A 19,858-nucleotide genomic window follows, 5' to 3' on the forward strand; every position below is an offset into this window, starting at 1 on the left:
GTGGGGCCTTCGCTCACGGGTTCACTCCTCCGGATCGACCGGACGGTTCGCCACCACCGGGTACTGACCGGTGTAGCCGAGGCGTTCCTCGGCGACGGCGAGCACCTTGGTGCGCACCAGGAACCAGCCGCCGATCAGCGCGGGGATGATGACCACCAGGGTGGCGATGGTCCAGCTGCCGATCGGGGCGTCGAACGCCATCAGCACCAGTACGCCGAACAGGAACACCAGGGTTGCGTAGCTGGTGTACGGCGCACCGAACAACCGGAACTTGGGCCGTTCGAGGATGCCCTTCTTGGACCAGCGGAACAGCTGTATCTGGCACAGCACGATGGTCGCCCAGCTGGCGATGATGCCGAGCGCGGACATGTTCAGCACGATCTCGAAGGCCTCGCCCGGGGCGATCGCGTTGAGGGCGACGCCGAACAGCGTGATGAAGCAGGTGAGCAGGATGCCGCCGAACGGTACGCCGCCCTTGGTCATCTTCTTGGTGAACTCCGGCGCGCTGCCGTTCATCGCCATCGAGCGCAGAATGCGGCCCGTCGAGTACAGCCCGGCGTTCAGGCTCGACAACGCGGCGGTGAGCACCACGATGTTCATGATGGTGCCCGCGCCGCCCAGGCCGATGCTCGAGAAGAACGTCACGAACGGCGACGTCCCGGCCTGGTACGCGGTGTACGGCATCAGCACGGCCAGCAACACCAGCGAGCCGACGTAGAACAGTGCGATACGAGCGATGACCGAGTTGATCGCCCGCGGCATGATCTTCTCCGGGTTCTCGGTCTCACCCGCAGCCGTCCCCACCAATTCCACTGCGGCATAGGCGAACACGACACCCGAGATCACGATCACCAGTGGCCATGCTCCGGACGGGAACAAGCCGCCGTTGTCGGTGATCAGGTTGATACCCGGCACCTCGGTGCCGACCGGAATGCGTCCGGCGAGGAACACGATGCCCACGATGAGGAAGGTCACCAGCGCGACGACCTTGATCATCGCCGCCCAGAATTCCATCTCACCGAACCAGCGGACCGAGACGAGATTGATGGACATGACGATGACGAGGGCGATCAGTGCGATGACCCACTGCGGGATCACCTCGAAGCTGCCCCAGTAGTGCATGTACGTCGCGATGGCCGTGACGTCGACGATGGCCGTCATCGCCCAGTTGAGGAAGTACATCCAGCCCGCGACGAACGCAGCCTTCTCGCCGAAGAACTCGCGCGCGTAGGACACGAAGCTGCCCGACGACGGGCGATGCAGGACCAGCTCGCCGAGTGCACGCAGGATGAAGAAGACGAAGATGCCGCACAGGGCGTAGGCGAGAAACAGGCCGGGGCCGGCACTGGCGAGGCGTCCGCCCGCGCCGAGGAACAGGCCGGTGCCGATTGCGCCGCCGATCGCGATCATCTGCAACTGACGAGGTTTGAGGCCCTTGTGGTAGCCCTCCTCCTCGTGATCCATCGCCGAATTGTCGTACGAGGTGTCGACCGTATCGGACATGTTTCGATCCTTACTGTCGCTTTTGTGGGGGTATGTCCGAATTGAAATGACGTGAAAACTACTGTCCCAGAACGATATTAGCGTTCGGCGTTCGTGCGGAAGATGCCGAATGTTAACAATGGCCACGGATGTGAACAGTGTGTGAAGGGCCCGTGCAAAGGTGAGCATCTGCTCGCGACAGCCGCCGCGCGGTGGCGTCGGGCACGAGGGTGGCGGTGGTTCGCTCCCGGCGGACGACCTTGCACTCGCCATGGTCGAGTGCTAGAAATGCAGTTGGCACTCTCGACACGTGAGTGCCAGGTCGGGACACGGTGAGGCCGGGGAATCAACGACACCCCTGGTCGTCCGTCGCGGGCACCGAGCTCGGCCAGCAATGTGTCACCCCCAATCCGGAGGATCACTTCGCAATGGCCAAGATCATCGCGTTCGACGAAGAGGCACGCCGTGGCCTCGAGCGAGGCCTCAATGCCCTCGCCGACGCAGTAAAGGTGACGTTGGGCCCCAAGGGTCGCAACGTCGTACTCGAGAAGAAGTGGGGAGCTCCCACGATCACCAACGATGGTGTTTCCATCGCCAAGGAGATCGAGCTCGAAGATCCCTACGAGAAGATCGGTGCCGAGCTCGTCAAGGAGGTCGCCAAGAAGACCGACGACGTCGCAGGCGACGGCACCACCACCGCTACCGTTCTCGCTCAGGCACTCGTCCGTGAAGGCCTGCGCAACGTCGCAGCCGGCGCGAACCCGCTCGGCCTCAAGCGCGGCATCGAGAAGGCTGTTGCAGCCGTCACCGAGTCGCTGCTCGCGTCCGCCAAGGAGATCGACACCAAGGAGCAGATCGCTGCTACCGCTGGCATCTCCGCAGGCGACCCGTCCATCGGCGAGCTCATCGCCGAGGCCATGGACAAGGTCGGCAAGGAAGGCGTCATCACGGTCGAGGAGTCCAACACCTTCGGCCTGCAGCTCGAGCTCACCGAGGGCATGCGCTTCGACAAGGGCTACATCTCGGCGTACTTCGCCACCGATGCAGAGCGTCAGGAAGCCGTCCTCGAAGACGCGTACATCCTGCTCGTCAGCTCCAAGATCAGCACCGTCAAGGACCTGCTGCCGCTGCTGGAGAAGGTCATCCAGTCCGGCAAGCCGCTCGTCATCATCGCCGAGGACGTCGAGGGCGAAGCTCTCTCCACCCTCGTGGTGAACAAGATCCGTGGCACCTTCAAGTCCGTGGCCGTCAAGGCTCCCGGATTCGGTGACCGCCGCAAGGCTCAGCTCGCCGACATCGCCATCCTCACGGGCGGCGAGGTCATCAGCGAAGAGGTCGGCCTCTCCCTGGAGACCGCCGGACTCGAGCTGCTCGGTCAGGCACGCAAGGTCGTCATCACCAAGGACGAGACCACCATCGTCGAGGGCTCGGGAGATTCCGACGCCATCGCCGGTCGCGTCAACCAGATCCGCGCCGAGATCGAGAACTCCGATTCCGACTACGACCGCGAGAAGCTGCAGGAGCGCCTGGCCAAGCTGGCCGGTGGCGTTGCAGTCATCAAGGCCGGAGCGGCAACCGAAGTCGAGCTCAAGGAGCGCAAGCACCGCATCGAAGATGCCGTGCGTAACGCCAAGGCAGCCGTCGAAGAAGGCATCGTCGCCGGTGGCGGCGTGGCACTGCTCCAGGCAGCGCCCGCACTCGACAACCTCAAGCTCGACGGTGACGAGGCAACCGGCGTGAACATCGTTCGCGTCGCGCTGTCCGCTCCGCTCAAGCAGATCGCATTCAACGCTGGCCTCGAGCCCGGCGTCGTTGCGGACAAGGTCTCCAACCTGCCCGCCGGTCACGGCCTCAACGCCGCGACCAACGAGTACGAGGACCTGCTCGCTGCAGGCATCAACGACCCGGTCAAGGTCACCCGCTCGGCACTGCAGAACGCAGCGTCCATCGCGGCTCTGTTCCTCACCACCGAGGCCGTCGTCGCCGACAAGCCCGAGAAGGCCGGAGCGCCCGCAGGCGATCCGACCGGTGGCATGGGCGGCATGGACTTCTGAGTCCGGCCCCTCGCTGAAAAAGCCCGACTCCGCTCTGCGGGGTCGGGCTTTTTCGCGTTCGAATCGGGTGCACTGGGCCGCGCCTGGCGCGGTCGGCTGCACCCGATTCGAAGCAGTCAGTCCCGGTGATACGCGATGTTGATGACGTTGCCGTCGGGAGCGCGAACGAAGAAGCGGCGAACACCCCACGGTTCGGTCGTCAACGGATACACGATCTCGTAGCCCAACTTCTGGGCTTCGGTGTACGCGCCGTCGACATCGTCGGTGTGCACCGACATCACCGAATCCTCCGGTGCGCTGGCATCTTCGGTTACGAGTTGAACGCTGACCGGGCGGTCGGGCGACGTCAGCCGCGCAACCCAGCCCATGTCGAACTCCTCCGAACGCAGACCGAGAAACTCGGTGTAGAACGACTTGGCCGCGTCCACGTTCGGCACGCGCAGATTGGTGATGATGCTCCTGGTTCTCATCGAACTCCCTCCGAAACGTGGCCGGTCGAGACGAACCGAACGGTTCGACGCTAGCTGCGGAGTCGGTGCTCCGCAGTTGTTTCCTGTTGAGTGAGTCGACGCGCAGTGGTTAGGGTCGGTCATGACTCGCATTCGCTCGATGGCTGCCGCACTTGCCGTGACAGCGGCCCTCGCGGGTTGTTCCACTTCGGGAACCGCCACGCCCGCGTCCGCGTCGACGACCTCCGATGCACCGGCCACGACCGAGCGCGCCGAGCCGACGAGTACCCCTCCTCCCACCACGTCGAATGCCGCCGAGTCGTACGTCGTCGGCAGCACTCGGGTCACCGGATCCACGGAACATGCAACCTACGATGTCGCCATTCCGCAGCTCAGTGGTGGGGATCCCGCTGTGACGGCGGAGTTCAACGAATCGATGCGGGCGGCCTTGCAGGACTTGATCGACGGCCACAACGGACAGGACTTCGCTCTCGGCGACGGCTACACGCCGAGCTCTACCTACGTCGGTAGGCGCGTGATCAGTTCCGAACAGATCACCGACTGGATCGCCGTGCCTGCCGGCGCCCATGGTGATTCGCTGATCTCGACCGTGACGATCGAGGTCGACACCGCACAGCCGATCACCCTCGGTGACGCGTTCACCGATCTCGATGCCGGTCTGTCGAGGTTGTCCGAGCAAGCGGCGAAGATTCTTCCGACTACCCGGGCCGGCGAGGACTTCGAGCGCTCGGGCATCGAGCCGACGGTGGCCGACTTCGGCAACTGGACCGCATCACCGGAGGGGATGAACATTCACTTCGGTGATTACCAGGTGGGGGCCTATGGCATCGGCCTCATCACGATCACCGTCCCATGGACCGACCTGTCCGACGTTCTCGCGCCCGGCATGCAGGACGTGTTGAGCAGTTGACCCTCGGCGCATACCGCCACCGCAATGCGAGCATGGACCCATGATGATTCGCGCAGGAGTGTTGGATGTGGAGTTCGACCGCGTCGGCGATCCGTCCGGTCCCTCGGTGGTGCTGCTACACGGGTTTCCGTACGACCCACGCGGTTACGACGACGTCGCCAGGCTGCTCGCCGAATCCGGATACGACGTGGTGGTGCCGTATCTGCGGGGCTTCGGACCGACCCGGTTCGTCGACGCCGACACGATGCGATCCGGAGAGCAGGCCGCGATCGGCCACGACCTGCGTGAGTTGATTCTCGCGCTGGAACTGAACGAGCCCATCGTCGCCGGCTACGACTGGGGTGGGCGAGCGGCGTGCGTCGTCGCCGCGATGTGGCCGGAGTTGGTGTCGGGCCTGGTGAGCGTGTCCGGCTACCTGGTCCAGGACATCGCCGCGGCAGTGTCGACGCCGGTGTTGCCGCATCTCGAGAAGCGGTACTGGTATCAGTACTACCTGCACTCCGAGCGGGGCCGGGCCGGGCTCGCGGCCCATCGCGCAGAGATCGCACAGACACTGTGGACGGATTGGTCGCCGACCTGGCGGTTCGGTGACTCCGAGTTCGCGGCCACCGCACCCTCGTTCGACAACCCCGACTTCGTGGACGTGTCCGTGCATTCCTACCGCCACCGCTACGGCATCGAGGCCGGGGACCCGGCCTATGCAGCGACGCAGGAATCGCTGACCGAGCAACCGAGGATCACGGTGCCCACGATCGTGATCGATCCGACCGAGGACACCGTTGCCTCGCTGTACGGCAGCCCGGACCACGCGGCGCACTTCACCGATCTGATCGACGTTCGGCAGATCGACTGCGGCCACAACCCGCCTCAGGAACTGCCGGGACAGTTCGCCGACGCGGTCGTGACGCTGGGCCAGGTGGTCCGGGATCGAGAACGGAGCTAGAACGATCTAGTCGACGGCGAGTTCGCCCAATTCGTTCCAGTCGGTGCCGTCGACCTCTTGGCTGATGATCTTCGGTGTCTCCTGCAGGTACGGCGGGAGATCCTTCTGCGCCTGCTTGAAGTGATCCGAGTTCACGTGTGTCGCACCGGCATCGGGGTCCTTGAAGGCCTCCACCAGGACGTACTCGGTCGGGTCGTCGAGGGTGCGTGACCAGAAGTACCAGAGGCACCCCTCCTCGGCCTGGCAGGCTTCGGTGAAGTCGCGCGAAATCTCGGGCCAGTTGTCGGCGTGCTCGGGCTTGACCTTGAACTTGGCGGTGATGAAGATCAACGTTGCTCCTCGTTGTTGGGGTTGTGTCGGTGGTTACTACCCGATTTCAGGGTACGAGAATCGCGCGGCCGCGAACCCGTCCGTTGTCGAGGTCGTCGATGGCACTCTGAAAGTCGTCCAGTGCGTAGGTCTGCGTATGCAGATTCACGGCACCGCGCGCGGCGAGAGACATCAGATCGCACAGGTCGTTGTAGGACCCGACGAGGTTGCCGACGATGTTCTTCTCCGCCGACACCAGGTCGATGGTCGGCACGTCGACGTTCTCGCCGTAGCCGATCACGTGGTAGTCACCGGCCCGTCTGGTCATCGCCAATCCCTCTGCGGTGGAGCCATTTTCGCCGACGAAGTCGAGAACGACCTCGGCGCCGAATCCGCCCGTGAGCTCCATGACCTGGTCGATCTGGCTGCCGTCGGCGACCACGGCGTGATCGGCACCGAGAGTCAGGGCGAGCTTGACGGCATCGGCGTTGCGGTCGATGACGATGAGCTCCGCTGGCGACAGCGCCTCCAGCACCTGGATACCGATGTGGCCGAGGCCGCCTGCACCGATGACGACGCATTTGTCGCGTGGAGTCAGCCGCCGGGCCGCTTTGGCGGCGGCGTGGTACGCCGTCAGGCCTGCATCGGCCAGCGCTGCCACCGCGGACGGTTCGAGCGAATCGTCGATCTTCACCACTGTCCTGGCGTTGGTCCGCAGATAGTCCGCGTACCCGCCGTTGGTGTCGATCCCGGGGAAATCACTGCTCTCGCAATGCACGTCGTCACCGGACCGGCACGCCCGGCACAGTCCGCACGTGACCAACGGATGCAGGATCACCTTGTCGCCCTCGCGGACGTTGGTGACGGCCGAACCGACCGCGTGCACCCATCCGGCGTTCTCGTGTCCGATCGTGTACGGCAGTGTGACACCGGACTTCTCGGCCCACTGGCCTTCGAGGATGTGCAGATCGGTGCGGCACACGCCTGCCCCGCCGATCTTCACGATCACGTCGAGAGGGCCTCGAACCTCGGGAATCGGTACCTCGGTCATCTCCAGATTCTTGTGATACCCGACCACCTGGACGGCGCGCATCGTGCTCATCGTGACTGCTCCTGTGTTGTGGTGTGCTGGACGGTGAGGGAGGTGAGGGAGGTGAGGGGGATGAACGCGCCCTCCTCGCGAGGGACTTGCTGTTCTTCCGCGCCGGGGTAGCGAGTCTGCAGCAACCCACGACAGAAGTGCGCGTTGCCGTCGATCGAGACGCGGGTGGCGCGGGCGCGCCGCATCACCATCGTCAGATCACCGGTGTGTGGGCGACCGGTGTGGTCGACCAACGCCGGAGCGGCCGGGTCGATTCTCAGCCCGAGTGCCTCGCGGCGGCGAAGCAGAGCGGTCGACGTGCGATCGTCCGCAAGATCCCCGAGAACCACTGCGGCCAAGTCGTTCTCGGTCGCACCGGGGTTCGCTCGCAGCCACCCCTGGAGAGAACGTTCCATCGCCGCCACATACGCCTTGCGGCGGAACGTCGCTCGTAACTCCTCGAGGTCCTCCTCGGCTTCGTGGCCGAAGGTGCCTCGATATCCCGCGTCGGCGGCGAGGCCGGCGTTGATCTTGTCCGAGTCGTGGTGATCGTCCAGTTCGACGAGAACATGCTCGGTCCACGGCAGTGCCGTCAGCACGTCCTTCGCATCCCCCGACATGAGGTACGCGAAGTTCGGCGAGCAGAACGACGTGGGCAACCGCAGATGAACGTGGACGGTGCTCTCGTCGACCTCCAGGGATCGGACGAAGCCGAGATCGGTGATGGGCTCGTCCAATTCGGGATCCAGGACGACACCGAGGGCGGCGTAGGCCTCGTCCTTCCTGGTGGTCGTGGCAGTCGTCATCTCACACCGCCGCGAGGTCGGCGCGCTCGGGCTGACGCGGTCCGGTCTCGGTCTCGTCGGCGTCGGGCAGCTGCAGCTCTGCAGGGACCTCGATGTCGTAGAGCTTGGCGGCGTTGAGTCCGAGCACCTTCTTCTTCTGCTCGAGCGTGATGGGAGCGTATTCGTCGAGGGACTCGTGGATCTGGAAGTCGACGAATCCTTCGACCAGCCACTTGGGCGTCCACAGTGCGTAGTCGGAGGAGAAGAAGATGCGGTCCTCGCCCAGCCAGTACAGCAGCTCACCCATGATCTGGCCGAAGTACTTCGGACGTGTGTGCATGAACGGAATGGCCACCGCGAGACCGGCGTACACGTTGGGTTCCTGGGTCGCGATCCAACAGAAGTCCTCGAGCCGGGGCAGTCCGCAGTGTTCGACGACGAAGTTCAGATCGGTGAAGTCGGTGGCCACGTGGTCGACGTCCGCTACGTCGAACGCATCTCGATCGAGCGGACGGATCGTCGGCCCCTTGTGCACGTGGATGTTCTTGATGCCGACTTCGCGGCAGACCTCCAGGTAGCGCCGCGTCCAGTCGTCGTCGAGCTTGTAGCCGCGGGAATCGCCGTGCCACTCGGCGGTGTAGAGCTTGACGCCCTTGAGTCCGAAGCGCTCGGCGTCGGCTCGCAGCTGGTCGAGGCCACGTTCGCCGTTGCGCGGATCGAAGTGGTGGTTGTAGGTCAGCTTGTCCGGGTGCGCGGCGGCCAACGCCGACGCCTCCTCGGTCTGTCCGAACCCGTTGTTGTAGAACTCGCCGAGGTGGGCGGGCTGGAAGATGGCGTGATCGACGTAGCCGACCTCGAACAGGTCGTGCATCAGGCGCTCGCCACCCTGGTAGAGGTACTCGTCGTACGTCCACAGTTCGCTCTCGGGGGAGAGGTTGCGGTGGTAGTCGTAGAAGCAGTCGATGAACTGCTTGCCGTGGATGTTGCGCTGGTTCTGCTCCCGCGCGTCCCACAGAGCGATGTGAGCGTCGACGATGAAGAACTTCTCGCCATTCTTGGTGTACATGCGGTGTGCCTCCCGGATGGTGCGATACGTGACGTGCGTCACGTCGTTATGGGAACGACGGTAGGTCCGAATCGAGCCGGCGTCGCGGCCTCGGCGTCTCAATTCGAGACGCTGCCCCGGCACAGATGGCGACATGCGAATGTAACCTGGATCACATGGCCGATTCCGGGGGTCTCTCGCGAGCCCGACTCCACTCGGAGCCGCTCGCTGCCGTCTCGCATCGGCTCCTCGCGTCCTGGCACCGAAGCCAGCGGTACGGGGTGTCGCTCGACGAGGTTGCTCCGGTCTTCTCGGGAACCTACGACGACGAGTCCCTGTTCTACCGATGCGGCCGCGAGGTGCTCAACGGGTTGCGCGACACGTTGGCGAACGAACCGGTGTCGATGATGCTCACCGACGCCGACGGTCTCGTGTTGGACCGAGTCAGCGCCGATCGCGATCTGCTGGCCGCGCTCGACCGTGTGCATCTGGCACCCGGCTTCTCGTATGCGGAGGACCAGGCCGGTACCAACGGCCTGGCGCTGGCGCTGGCGGATCAGGTGCCCGCAGTGGTGAGGGCGGACGAACACTACTCGCTCTCGCTCGCCGGCTACACGTGCGCGGCTGCGCCGGTCCTCGATCCCCTCACCGGCAGGGTGGAGGGCTGCGTCAATCTGACCACCTGGTCGGAGTCGTCGTCGGATCTGCTTCTGGCCCTTGCGCAGTCGGCGGCAGGCAACACCTCGGCGATGATGCTCGCGCGGGCACAGGGCCAGCATCCACGGCCTGCTCCGCGCGGTGAGGTGTTCCGGGTCGAGACCGCTCACAGCGGGCCGGGATCAGGCATCCTCGACGACCTTTCCCCTGGCTGGCGTAGTGCACTGGAGTCTGCGGAAGCTGCTCTGGCCGAACATGGTTCGATTCTCATGGTCGGAGAGCCGGGATCGGGCCGGGCCACCGTGCTCGCTCGCGCACTGCGCGCGGCACGCCCGCGCGGCCGCATCCTCAGCGCCGGAGCACCGGCAGCCCGCGACGTCGACGCCTGGCTCGACCTCTGGACGCCCGAGCTGCCGAAACCCGATACGGCAGTGATCATCCGCGATGTCGACAGGCTTCCCGCGCGTGCAGCCGACGCCCTCGCCGAACTGATCCGCCGCGCCGGCCACGGCGTACCCGTCACCGTCACGGCGTCGAACTACGACGACGTGCCCCCGGCACTCGCGGGACTGCTGCGCACCGTGGTCGAGGTACCGCCGCTGCGAAACAGGCCCGACGACATCGCCCCGCTCGCCCTCCATCTGGCCGGTCGAGTACGCGGCCGCCAGGTCACGCTCACCCCCGCTGCCGAGCGAGCGCTGCGCGAACATCCGTGGCCGGGCAACGTCGGTGAGCTGGCCACGGTGATGCACAAGGCAGCCGTCCGCGCCGACGTCATCGGAGTCCACCATCTACCGCCGGAGGTGCTCTCGCGCACCACCCATCGGCTCACGCGCATCGAGACGTTCGAGCGCGACGAGATGATCCGCGTGCTCTCTCGCCCCGGCATCACCATGAACGACGCGGTCGAGGAACTCGGGATGAGTCGAGCGACCATCTATCGCAAACGCGACCGATACGGCATCACGCTTCGTTCTTGATCGCTTACCCTCGACCTCATGGTCAGTAGCTCTCCGTCGATCGAGTTACCGGTCGGTGACCGCATCGTCCGCATCTCCAACCCCGAGCGTGTGTACTTCCCCGAAAGCGGAGCCACCAAGCTGGATTTGGTGAACTACTACCTGAGCGTGGGCGACGGCATCGTGCGGGCGCTTCGGGAGCGCCCGTGCATGATGCATCGCTTTCCCAAGGGACTGGCCGGCGACAAGGTGCACCAGAAGCGGGTGCCGAACGGCGCGCCGCCGTGGCTCGAGACCGTGCAGGTGACGTTTCCCCGCTACAACCGCACCGCGGACGAGCTGTGCGTGACCGAACTGGCGCACGTGGCCTGGGCGGTGCAGATGTCGACCGTGGAGTTCCATCCGTGGAACAGCCGCCGCGCCGACGTCGAGATGCCCGACGAGTGGCGCATCGACCTCGATCCGATGCCCGACTGTTCCTTCGACCGGGTCCGACGCGTGGCCGGGGTGGTTCAGGAGGTGCTGGGAGATCTGGGGGCCGTCGGCTGGCCCAAGACCTCCGGTGGGCACGGTCTGCACATCTACGTGCGCATCGACCCGGCCTACGGGTTCAAGGACTTGCGAAGGTCTGCACTGGCTTTCGCGCGTGAGGTCGAGCGCCGCGCACCCGAGGACGTGACGACGACGTGGTGGCGCAAGGACCGCGACCCGTCGAAACTGTTCGTCGACTACAACCAGAACGCCCGCGATCACACCATCGCCAGCGCGTATTCGGTGCGCGGGAATCAGCAGGCGACGGTGTCGACGCCGATTTCGTGGGACGAGGTTGCCGACGTCGATCCGCGCGAGTTCACGATGTTCACGGTGCCGGCCAGATTCGCCGAGTTGGGGGACCTGCACGCGGGCATCGACGATGCGGTGTTCGCGATCGACGAGCTACTCGAATGGGCGGAGCGCGACGAGCACGAGGGTTTGACGGAGCCCGAGGAGTAGCCGAACTCGAAGTTGTGGACGGAAATCGGCGGAAATCCGTCCATAACTTCGAGTTCGGCGGCAAAAATCAGTCGGTGCCGGACTCGATGGCGGCGTGGTCGAGTGCCGAGGAGTCCACGGAGCCGTCGGGGCCGCTGGCGGCGATGGCGTCGGCTCCGCCTGCGGGCAGTTCTCCGATCAGTTCGCCCCAGGCCGTGAGCTGGTTCTGGGCGGCGTACTGCTCGAGCTTGCTGCGTGAATCGGCGATGTCGAGGTTGCGCATCGTGAGTTGCCCGATGCGGTCGCCGGGGAAGAACGCCTGGCCCTGGCTGCGTTCCATGGACAGCTTCTCGGGGTGGTAGCTGAAGTTGCTGCCCTGGGTGTCGACGATCGTGAAGTCCTGGCCGCGGCGCAGTCGCAGTGTCACGCTGCCGCTGACGACGTTGCCGACCCACCGCTGCAGGCCCTCGCGCAGCATCAGTGCCTGCGGATCGAACCAGCGTCCCTCGTACAGCAGACGACCGAGTCGACGGCCTTCGTTGTGGTACGAGGCGACGGTGTCCTCGTTGTGGATGGCGTTGACGAGGCGCTCGTAGGTGATGTGCAGCAGTGCCATTCCTGGAGCCTCGTAGATGCCGCGGCTCTTGGCTTCGATGATGCGGTTCTCGATCTGATCGCTCATGCCGAGGCCGTGGCGTCCACCGATTGCGTTGGCTTCCATGACCAGGTCGACGGGGCTGTCGAAGCTCTTGCCGTCGATCCGCACCGGTCGACCCCGCTCGAACTCGACGGTGACCTCCTCGGGCGCTATGTCCACCTCGGGGTCCCAGAACCGAACGCCCATGATGGGGCTGACGATCTCGAGTGACGTGTCGAGGTATTCGAGCTTCTTCGCCTCGTGGGTGGCGCCCCAGATGTTGGCGTCGGTGGAGTAGGCCTTTTCTGCCGAGTCACGGTAGGGGAGCGTGCGCTGGGTGAGCCACTGCGACATCTCGTGCCGACCGCCGAGCTCGGCGACGAACGCCTCGTCGAGCCAGGGCTTGTAGATCCGCAGCTGCGGGTTGGCGAGCAGGCCGTAGCGGTAGAACCGCTCGATGTCGTTGCCCTTGTACGTTGATCCGTCGCCCCAGATCGAGACGCCGTCCTCGGCCATCGCGCGCACCAGCATGGTGCCGGTGACTGCGCGGCCGAGCGGGGTGGTGTTGAAGTACGTCTGCAGTGACGAGCGAATGTGGAACGCGCCGCAGGTCAGTGCCGCCAAACCCTCCTCGACGAGCGGCTCACGGCAGTCGATGAGCCGCGCCTGCTCGGCCCCGTAGGCCAGGCCGCGCTCGGGCACATCGGACAGGTCCGGCTCGTCGTACTGGCCGATGTCGGCTGTGTACGCGTAGGGGATCGCCCCGTGCTCGCGCATCCATGCGACAGCCACCGAGGTGTCGAGACCGCCGGAGAATGCAATGCCGATTCGTTCGCCGACCGGGAGGGAGTTCAATACCTTCGTCACGGCAAGCAGCCTAGTCGGACGGGCTACTCGGGCTGTTATGGGTGATCGGCGAGCGACTCCACGGCACCCCGGACGGCATCGAGATGCGTGGTCATGGCGCGGGCTGCGGCGTCGTACTCGCCCGATCGGATGCCGTCGACGATGGCGTCGTGTTCGACGTTGGACTGTTGCTGCCGATGTGCGACGAGGTTGAGGGTCTCCGATTGCCGCGTCAGGGCATCCCGGATGTCGACGATGATCGCCTCGAACACGCGATTCTTGCTCGCCCGCGCGATCGCGGTGTGGAACTGCGCGTCCAGCAGAACCCAGGCCTCGTGGTCGTCCTCCGAACGCATTTCGTCCGCCAGGCCGGCGAGCACCGCCAACTCTTCGTCGGTGCGTCGCTCCGCGGCCCAGCCGGCGGCGGGAATCTCCACGTGAGGGCGGGCCTCCATGAGTTCGCGGGCCGCGTAGTTGCCGATGTCGAGGTCGTTTCCGACGCGGTCGCGAATCACGAACGTGCCCAGGCCCGTCTTGGTCTCGGTCAGGCCGAGGGCGTGGCAGGAGCGCAGTGCCTCGCGGATGACGGAGCGGCTGACGCTGTGCCGGGCGGCAAGGGCCGCCTCGGACGGCAACTTCTGGCCGACGGGGAGCTCGCCCGACGCGATGGCCGCGCGCAGGTCTGCGAACACCGCCTCGGCCGCGCTCATCCGGGCATTCGTGGGCGCACTGACTGCCCAGCTGTCCGACAGGTTCATGACGTGATCCTAGCGTGGGGTTGACCGATGAGGTGTTCTGCGCCACACTCTACCTGTCAGACAGCCGGACAGCTGGACACCCTCACCTAGGAGCGCACCGTGGCCGATACCCGCATCGAGAAGGATCTTCTCGGGGAACGCGAAATCCCGAACAGCGTGTATTGGGGAATCCACACCCTGCGCGCCCTCGAGAACTTCCCCATCACCGGGCGTCCGATCTCCACCAATGCGCACCTCGTTCGCGGACTCGCCGCAGTGAAGTGGGCCGCCGCGTCGGCCAATCAGGATCTCGGAATTCTCGACGCCACCCGCGGGGAAGCGATCCGTACGGCGTGTCAGGAAATTCTCGACGGTCAGTGGCACGAGGAGTTCGTCGTCGACGTCATCCAGGGTGGCGCGGGCACCTCGACCAACATGAACGCCAACGAGGTCATCGCCAACCGCGCCCTGGAAATTCTCGGGCACCCGCACGGCGACTACAGCATGCTGCACCCCAACGAGCACGTGAACGCGTCGCAGTCCACCAACGACGTGTACCCGACGTCGGTCAACATCGCGACCGTCTTCGCCGTCCACGAGCTGATCGCCTCGATGAAGGTGTTGCGAGACTCGTTCGGCCGCAAGGCAACCGAGTTCGCCACCGTCGTCAAGATGGGCCGCACGCAGCTGCAGGATGCAGTGCCGATGACCCTCGGCCAGGAGTTCGGTACCTACGCGGTCATGATCGACGAGGACTGCTCGCGACTCGAGGAAGCGGCACTGCTGGTGCACGAGATCAACCTCGGAGCCACCGCCATCGGCACCGGACTGAACGCTCCCGCCGGCTACACCGAATCGGCCGTCGCACATCTGCGGACCATCACCGGTCTGCCTCTGGTGACCGCGACGGATCTGATCGAGGCAACGCAGGACGTCGGTCAGTTCGTGCACCTGTCCGGCGTTCTCAAGCGCGTCGCGGTGAAGCTGTCGAAGATCTGCAACGACCTCCGGCTGTTGTCCTCCGGGCCACGCGCGGGCTTCAACGAGATCAATCTGCCTCCGATGCAGGCGGGTTCGTCGATCATGCCCGGCAAGGTCAACCCCGTCATCCCCGAGGTTCTCAATCAGGTCGCCTACGAGGTGATCGGTCACGACGTCACCATCACCATGGCGGCAGAGGCGGGACAGTTGCAGCTCAACGCATTCGAGCCGATCATCGTCAAGTCCCTGTCCGACGGCATGGCGCACCTGAGCGCCGCATGCCGAACCGTCGCGCATCGGTGTGTCGACGGCATCACCGCCAACGTCGACCTGCTGCGTGAACGCGTGGAGAACTCCATCGGCCTGATCACCGCGCTGAGCCCGTATCTCGGATACGTGGAATCGACTGCTATTGCCCAGGAGGCGTTGGTCAGTGGTCGAAACGTGGTCGACCTCGTTCTCGAGAAGGGCCTGTTGGCCCGGGACGAACTGGATCGACTCCTGAGCCCCGAGCACCTCGCGAATCTGCGGGTGGCTCCCACCGAGCATTCCGTTGCTCCCGAGACGTCGACGAGGTAACGCGATGAGTACAGAGAACCGGAGTGTCGACACCGCCAAGGCCTTCAGTGAAGAAGACCTGGGCTACCGAAAAGAGCTGGCCCCTCGCCAGATCCAGATGATCGCCATCGGCGGCGCGATCGGCACCGGACTGTTCATGGGCGCGGGCGGGCGACTGCGCGACGCTGGACCTGCCCTGGTTCTGGTGTACGCGCTGTGCGGATTCTTCGCCTTCCTGATTCTGCGCGCACTGGGTGAGCTGGTGATGCACCGCCCGTCGTCGGGATCCTTCGTCTCGTATTCGCGCGAATTCTTCGGCGAGAAAGTCGCTTTCGCGGCCGGCTGGCTGTATTGGATGAACTGGGCGATGACAGCGGTGGTCGACGTGACGGCCGTGGCGCTCTACATGAACTTCTTCAAGAAATACTGGGCTCCGCTCGGCAACGTCGATCAATGGGTCTTCGCGCTCGCAGGCCTGGTGCTCGTGCTCGGGCTGAACCTGGTGTCGGTCAAGGTGTTCGGTGAGCTGGAGTTCTGGTTCGCGCTCATCAAGGTCGTCGCACTGGTGACTTTCTTGGCCATCGGCACCTATTACGTCATCTTCGGCACTCCCATCGACGGACAAGAACCGGGTCTGAGCGTGCTGACCGACAACGGCGGGCTGATTCCCAACGGACTGCTGCCTGCCATCGTGGTGATCCAGGGAGTGGTGTTCGCCTACGCCTCGATCGAGCTGGTCGGCACGGCGGCCGGTGAGACGCAGAATCCCGAGAAGGTGATACCGAAGGCGATCAACACCGTCATCATCCGTATCGTCGTGTTCTACGTCGGCTCGGTGCTGCTGCTGTCACTGCTGTTGCCGTACACCGCCTATCGGGCCGGTGAGAGTCCGTTCGTGACGTTCTTCGGAGCGATCGACGTCGAAGGCGCGGACGCGATCATGAACCTCGTCGTCCTCACCGCAGCGTTGTCCTCCCTCAATGCCGGGCTGTACTCGACCGGACGCATCCTGCATTCGATGGCGGTCGCCGGTTCGGCCCCCTCGTTCGCCGCGCGGATGAACAAGTCGGGTGTGCCGTACGGCGGCATCGCACTGACGTCGGTGGTGACGCTGCTCGGCGTCGTGCTCAACGCCGTGGTTCCGGCGCAGGCCTTCGAGATCGTGCTGAACCTTGCCGCTCTGGGCATCATCAGCGCCTGGGCCGTCATCGTGGCGTGTCAGTTGAAGTTTTGGTCACTGTCGAGAACCGGTGCGGTCACCCGACCTGCATTCAAGCTCTTCGGTGCCCCGTACACCGGATACGCAACGCTAGGCTTCCTGGCGTGTGTACTCGTGCTGATGGCCTTCGACAAACCGGTCGGTACCTGGACGGTGGCGTCGATCCTGCTCATCGCGCCGATGCTCGTCGGAGGATGGTTTTTGTGCCGCAAGCGAATTCGAGAGGTGGCGGCGCGCAGTGACTGAGGAGTGGAGCCTGCAGGAACGACCGGAGAGCGCCGAGCATGTCGCCTTGTTGACCACAGGCGGCACGATTGCCAGCAGTCGCGACGAGCACGGTGTCTCTCGTCCGGTCGCCGGCATCGGGGTCGATGTCGACGGTGTTCGGGTGCACGAGGTGATGTCGAAGGACAGCTCGGCGTTGGACTTCGCCGATCTCGACACCATTCGCACTGCGGTCGCGGACGCGCTGGCCGAGGACGGATGCGCCGGAGTGGTGGTGCTGCACGGCACCGACACGATGGAGGAGTCAGCGCTCTACGTCGATCTGTTCCACGACGACGAACGTCCGGTGGTCTTCACCGGTGCACAGCGCACGGCCGATCATCCAGATCCGGACGGCCCGAGCAACATCGCCGCGGCGGTGGCGGCCGCGCAGTCCGAGCCCGGTGTTCTGATCGCGTTCGGCGGTCGTTTGCTGCCGGCGCGCGGCGCGATCAAGAAGCACACCACCGAACTCGATGCCTTTCGGTCGGCGGCGCTGCCTCGGCCGAAACCCCTGCAGTGGAAGCCCATTGCCGGGATTCGCGTCGACATCGTCGCCCTCTATCCCGGGGCCGACGGACTGCAGATCGACACGTGCCGCGAGGCCGGGGCGTCGGGCATCGTGCTCGAGGCGACGGGTTCGGGCAACACCAACGCCCGCGTCGTCCATGCGGTGAAGGAGGCAGTGGCCGCCGGGGTGCACGTGGTGGTCACGACGCGGGTTCCGTTCGGCGAGACCTCGCCGACGTACGGCGGCGGTGGGGGTGGCCACGATCTCCTCGATGCGGGTGCGGTGTTCTCCCGCGAACTGCGGGCGGGGCAGGCGCGGATCCAGTTGGCGGCGCTGATTGCCACCGGAGCGAGTGACGTGGTTGTCCACAATTCCTTCGCGTGAGCGGAAACCCGCCCGCGGAACCGAAAAGTGGACACTCAGCGCACCACAGCCGAGCTACAGCTCCGACTCGCCCCAACTCGCGACGTGTAGTTCGTCCCCGACGGTCACCGTGCCGTCCTGCACCACCGAGAACTTCGACCCGAAGGCGACGCCCTTCTGCCGACCGCGGCGGTAGTCGCCGAGCGTGCGCAGCGGTTCAGGACCGGTGCGCACACCGGTGGACTGCTCGACCGTGGTGACGGCGCAGCGTATGGCGAGTTTGGTGTAGGCCAATCGCGCCCCGCCGATGGTCACCTCCCGCACCTCGTCTTCCCGGTGCGGGGAGTCCCAGCCGTCGACGACGATGTTGGGCCGAAAACGATCCATCGGCAGCGGGACGTCGAGGCGGGAATTGAGCCCGGCCAAGGTGGCGGTCGAGAGGATGTGCACCGCAGAGCTGTCGGCGAATTGTGCTGATCCTGGCCGGATTCCGTCGGTGACGCGGTCGAGGTCGCGCGGTGCGGCGACGAGGCGTGACGGTTCTCCGATGACGTCGGTGAGCCAGTCGGCGACGTCGTCGCCCTGATCGATCCCGCGCATCGGGCTGCGGAACATCGTGATGTCTCGCGCCTCGGAATCGCGGTCCACCGACACGGTCACCGAGCCGGACGTGTCGTGCTCGAGCGTCAACGTTCCGTCGCCCACCGAACAGCGGACGACCGCGAGCACGGGGTCGGTGCGTTGACTGCGGAATGCGCCGTCCGCATCGACGATCATGAACGATCGATCGTGTTCGAGGCCGGTGGCACTCACCTGGGCGGCATCGAGCACGGCACCGGCACATCCTTTGACGGGGTAGGTCACCAGAGACGACACGCGCACCCGTCGAGGATACTGGGATCCATGACTCGTGCTCTGTTGGTAGTGGATGTGCAGAACGACTTCACCGAAGGCGGCGCGCTTGCGGTGACCGGCGGCGCGGAAGTCGCGCGCAGGATCAGCGCGTACCTCGCGCGCCACGGTGACGAGTACGACCTCGTGGTCTCCTCGCGCGATTGGCACGACGCCGAGGGCGACAACGGCGGACACTTCGCCACCGACGCCGCCCCGGACTTCGTCACCACGTGGCCGGTGCACTGCGTCGCGGGCACCGTCGGAGCCGAGTATCACCCCGATTTCGCGACCGGTTCGGTGGACGTCCACGTCTACAAGGGGCAGGGCAAACCGTCGTACTCGGCGTTCGAGGGTGTCACCGACGACGGGACGTCCCTCGCCGAGATACTCACCGCCAACGAGGTCACCGACATCGACGTCGTCGGGCTTGCGACCGACTACTGCGTTCTGGCTTCGGCGAAAGACGCTGTGGCCGAGAAGCTCGACGTCCGTGTTCTCACCGACCTCGTCGCGGGAGTTGCGCCGGAGTCGTCGGCCGCTGCCCTCGACGATCTGCGGGCGTCCGGCGCCGTGGTGGTCTAACTGTCGATCGTCGTGGTGATGGATGTGACCGACGGTGCCGCCGGGGTGCTGCCGAATCCGAAGGTCACCGGGGGAGTGACCGGGGTCAGTGATCCGAGGTCCTCGCCCTGCCACGAGGCCTGCACGTCGGTGACGCGGTGTTGGTGCCTGGCACCGTAGTACTCACGTCGGCCCCCACCCGCGCTGCCGCGGGTGCGGACTCCGCGCAGTATCACTCGGGCGATGGGATCGCTGATCGCGCAGAACCACGGTGCTGTCGACACCACGTCGGGGACGAGGCTCAGTGCGCGGCCGAGCACGGTGGGTCCGGCAACGCGGATTCTCACGGACAGGTCACCCGCTGTCACCGACCGCCAACCATCCTGCTGAGCGGTGAATGTCACCGGTACGAGTTCGGTGGCGTCGAAGGTGTATGTGGCGGTGACGAATTCCCGAACGTCCTCGTCGGGCGCGACGAGCAGGCGTCTGCCGTCCGCGAATTGGATCATGACGTCGGTGAATTCGCCCAGCGGCGATCGCGTCCAATGCCCGACGACGATGCGCACGCCGGACGTTGTGCCTACCCCGTAGATCTCACCGTGAAACCGTGATCTGGTCAT

19 protein-coding genes are annotated in these 19,858 nt (G+C 65.3%); 9 read left to right on the forward strand and 10 right to left on the reverse strand.

The features are described 5' to 3' along the window. Positions 1-21: 21 nt before the first annotated feature. Positions 22-1,503, reverse strand: coding sequence for an amino acid permease (locus CH273_RS07095; RefSeq protein WP_032393792.1), 1,482 nt, complete (start codon positions 1,501-1,503; stop codon positions 22-24). 407 nt (positions 1,504-1,910) lie between these two features. On the opposite strand from CH273_RS07095, the gene groL reads away from it, so the two are divergent. Continuing rightward, positions 1,911-3,536, forward strand: coding sequence for a chaperonin GroEL (gene groL / locus CH273_RS07100; protein ID WP_008713461.1), 1,626 nt, complete (start codon positions 1,911-1,913; stop codon positions 3,534-3,536). 116 nt (positions 3,537-3,652) lie between these two features. Here groL and CH273_RS07105 read toward each other — a convergent pair whose 3' ends face one another. After that, positions 3,653-4,006, reverse strand: a complete 354-nt coding sequence (locus tag CH273_RS07105; protein ID WP_032393793.1) for a VOC family protein — start codon at positions 4,004-4,006, stop codon at positions 3,653-3,655. 121 nt (positions 4,007-4,127) lie between these two features. Here CH273_RS07105 and CH273_RS07110 point away from each other — a divergent pair, with 121 nt between their 5' ends. Beyond that, positions 4,128-4,916, forward strand: a complete 789-nt coding sequence (locus tag CH273_RS07110; RefSeq protein WP_032393794.1) for an RsiV family protein — start codon at positions 4,128-4,130, stop codon at positions 4,914-4,916. Positions 4,917-4,956: 40 nt separating this feature from the next. Continuing rightward, a complete protein-coding gene (locus CH273_RS07115; protein ID WP_032393795.1) occupies positions 4,957-5,859 on the forward strand; it encodes an alpha/beta fold hydrolase in 903 nt (300 codons plus the stop codon). A gap of 6 nt (positions 5,860-5,865) precedes the next feature. Here the strand turns inward: CH273_RS07115 and CH273_RS07120 are convergent, their stop codons facing one another. The 4 genes from CH273_RS07120 to CH273_RS07135 are packed head-to-tail and all read right to left on the reverse strand — an operon-like array spanning position 5,866 to position 9,100. After that, on the reverse strand, positions 5,866-6,189 hold the full coding sequence (locus tag CH273_RS07120; protein WP_027498443.1) for a putative quinol monooxygenase: 324 nt from the start codon (positions 6,187-6,189) through the stop codon (positions 5,866-5,868). Between the two features lie 46 nt (positions 6,190-6,235). Further along, positions 6,236-7,261 (reverse strand): NAD(P)-dependent alcohol dehydrogenase, encoded by a 1,026-nt coding sequence (locus tag CH273_RS07125; RefSeq protein ID WP_032394135.1) that lies wholly within the window; start codon positions 7,259-7,261, stop codon positions 6,236-6,238. Between the two features lie 5 nt (positions 7,262-7,266). Then, entirely contained in the window at positions 7,267-8,055 is a 789-nt protein-coding gene (locus CH273_RS07130) for an iron-sulfur cluster assembly protein (RefSeq protein ID WP_032393796.1), read from the reverse strand. Position 8,056: 1 nt separating this feature from the next. Next, the gene (locus CH273_RS07135) at positions 8,057-9,100 is read right to left on the reverse strand and encodes an amidohydrolase family protein (RefSeq protein ID WP_032394136.1); all 1,044 of its coding nucleotides are present in this window, start codon (positions 9,098-9,100) and stop codon (positions 8,057-8,059) included. Positions 9,101-9,255: 155 nt separating this feature from the next. Between CH273_RS07135 and CH273_RS07140 the strand changes: the two genes are divergently transcribed. Continuing rightward, complete coding sequence (locus CH273_RS07140; RefSeq protein ID WP_032394137.1) at positions 9,256-10,716, forward strand: AAA-type ATPase lid domain-containing protein; 1,461 nt, start codon at positions 9,256-9,258, stop codon at positions 10,714-10,716. Between the two features lie 18 nt (positions 10,717-10,734). Continuing rightward, positions 10,735-11,688, forward strand: a complete 954-nt coding sequence (ligD, locus tag CH273_RS07145) for a non-homologous end-joining DNA ligase (protein ID WP_032393797.1) — start codon at positions 10,735-10,737, stop codon at positions 11,686-11,688. A gap of 67 nt (positions 11,689-11,755) precedes the next feature. Here the strand turns inward: ligD and argG are convergent, their stop codons facing one another. After that, positions 11,756-13,171 carry an argininosuccinate synthase gene (gene argG / locus CH273_RS07150; RefSeq protein ID WP_032393798.1) on the reverse strand — a complete coding sequence of 472 codons (1,416 nt, stop codon included), beginning with the start codon at positions 13,169-13,171 and terminating at the stop codon, positions 11,756-11,758. A 35-nt stretch (positions 13,172-13,206) separates the two neighbouring features. Continuing rightward, entirely contained in the window at positions 13,207-13,908 is a 702-nt protein-coding gene (locus CH273_RS07155) for a FadR/GntR family transcriptional regulator (RefSeq protein WP_032393799.1), read from the reverse strand. A 99-nt stretch (positions 13,909-14,007) separates the two neighbouring features. On the opposite strand from CH273_RS07155, the gene aspA reads away from it, so the two are divergent. The 3 genes from aspA to CH273_RS07170 are packed head-to-tail and all read left to right on the forward strand — an operon-like array spanning position 14,008 to position 17,804. Beyond that, positions 14,008-15,447 (forward strand): aspartate ammonia-lyase, encoded by a 1,440-nt coding sequence (gene aspA / locus CH273_RS07160; protein ID WP_032393800.1) that lies wholly within the window; start codon positions 14,008-14,010, stop codon positions 15,445-15,447. Positions 15,448-15,451: 4 nt separating this feature from the next. Further along, positions 15,452-16,891 (forward strand): amino acid permease, encoded by a 1,440-nt coding sequence (locus CH273_RS07165; protein ID WP_032393801.1) that lies wholly within the window; start codon positions 15,452-15,454, stop codon positions 16,889-16,891. After that, a complete protein-coding gene (locus tag CH273_RS07170) occupies positions 16,884-17,804 on the forward strand; it encodes an asparaginase (RefSeq protein ID WP_230596608.1) in 921 nt (306 codons plus the stop codon). Before CH273_RS07165 ends, CH273_RS07170 begins: the two co-directional genes overlap by 8 nt. Before the next feature lie 54 nt (positions 17,805-17,858). On the opposite strand, the gene CH273_RS07175 is transcribed toward CH273_RS07170, so the two are convergent. Further along, a complete protein-coding gene (locus CH273_RS07175) occupies positions 17,859-18,665 on the reverse strand; it encodes an MOSC domain-containing protein (protein WP_032393802.1) in 807 nt (268 codons plus the stop codon). A 21-nt stretch (positions 18,666-18,686) separates the two neighbouring features. On the opposite strand from CH273_RS07175, the gene CH273_RS07180 reads away from it, so the two are divergent. Beyond that, positions 18,687-19,259 (forward strand): isochorismatase family protein, encoded by a 573-nt coding sequence (locus CH273_RS07180; RefSeq protein ID WP_032393803.1) that lies wholly within the window; start codon positions 18,687-18,689, stop codon positions 19,257-19,259. Here the strand turns inward: CH273_RS07180 and CH273_RS07185 are convergent. Next, on the reverse strand, positions 19,256-19,858 hold the full coding sequence (locus CH273_RS07185; protein ID WP_032394139.1) for a hypothetical protein: 603 nt from the start codon (positions 19,856-19,858) through the stop codon (positions 19,256-19,258). The genes CH273_RS07180 and CH273_RS07185 overlap by 4 nt on opposite strands.

It is taken from the genome of Rhodococcus sp. 05-339-2 (assembly GCF_002258965.1).
In the GTDB taxonomy this organism is placed as follows: Bacteria; Actinomycetota; Actinomycetes; order Mycobacteriales; family Mycobacteriaceae; genus Rhodococcoides.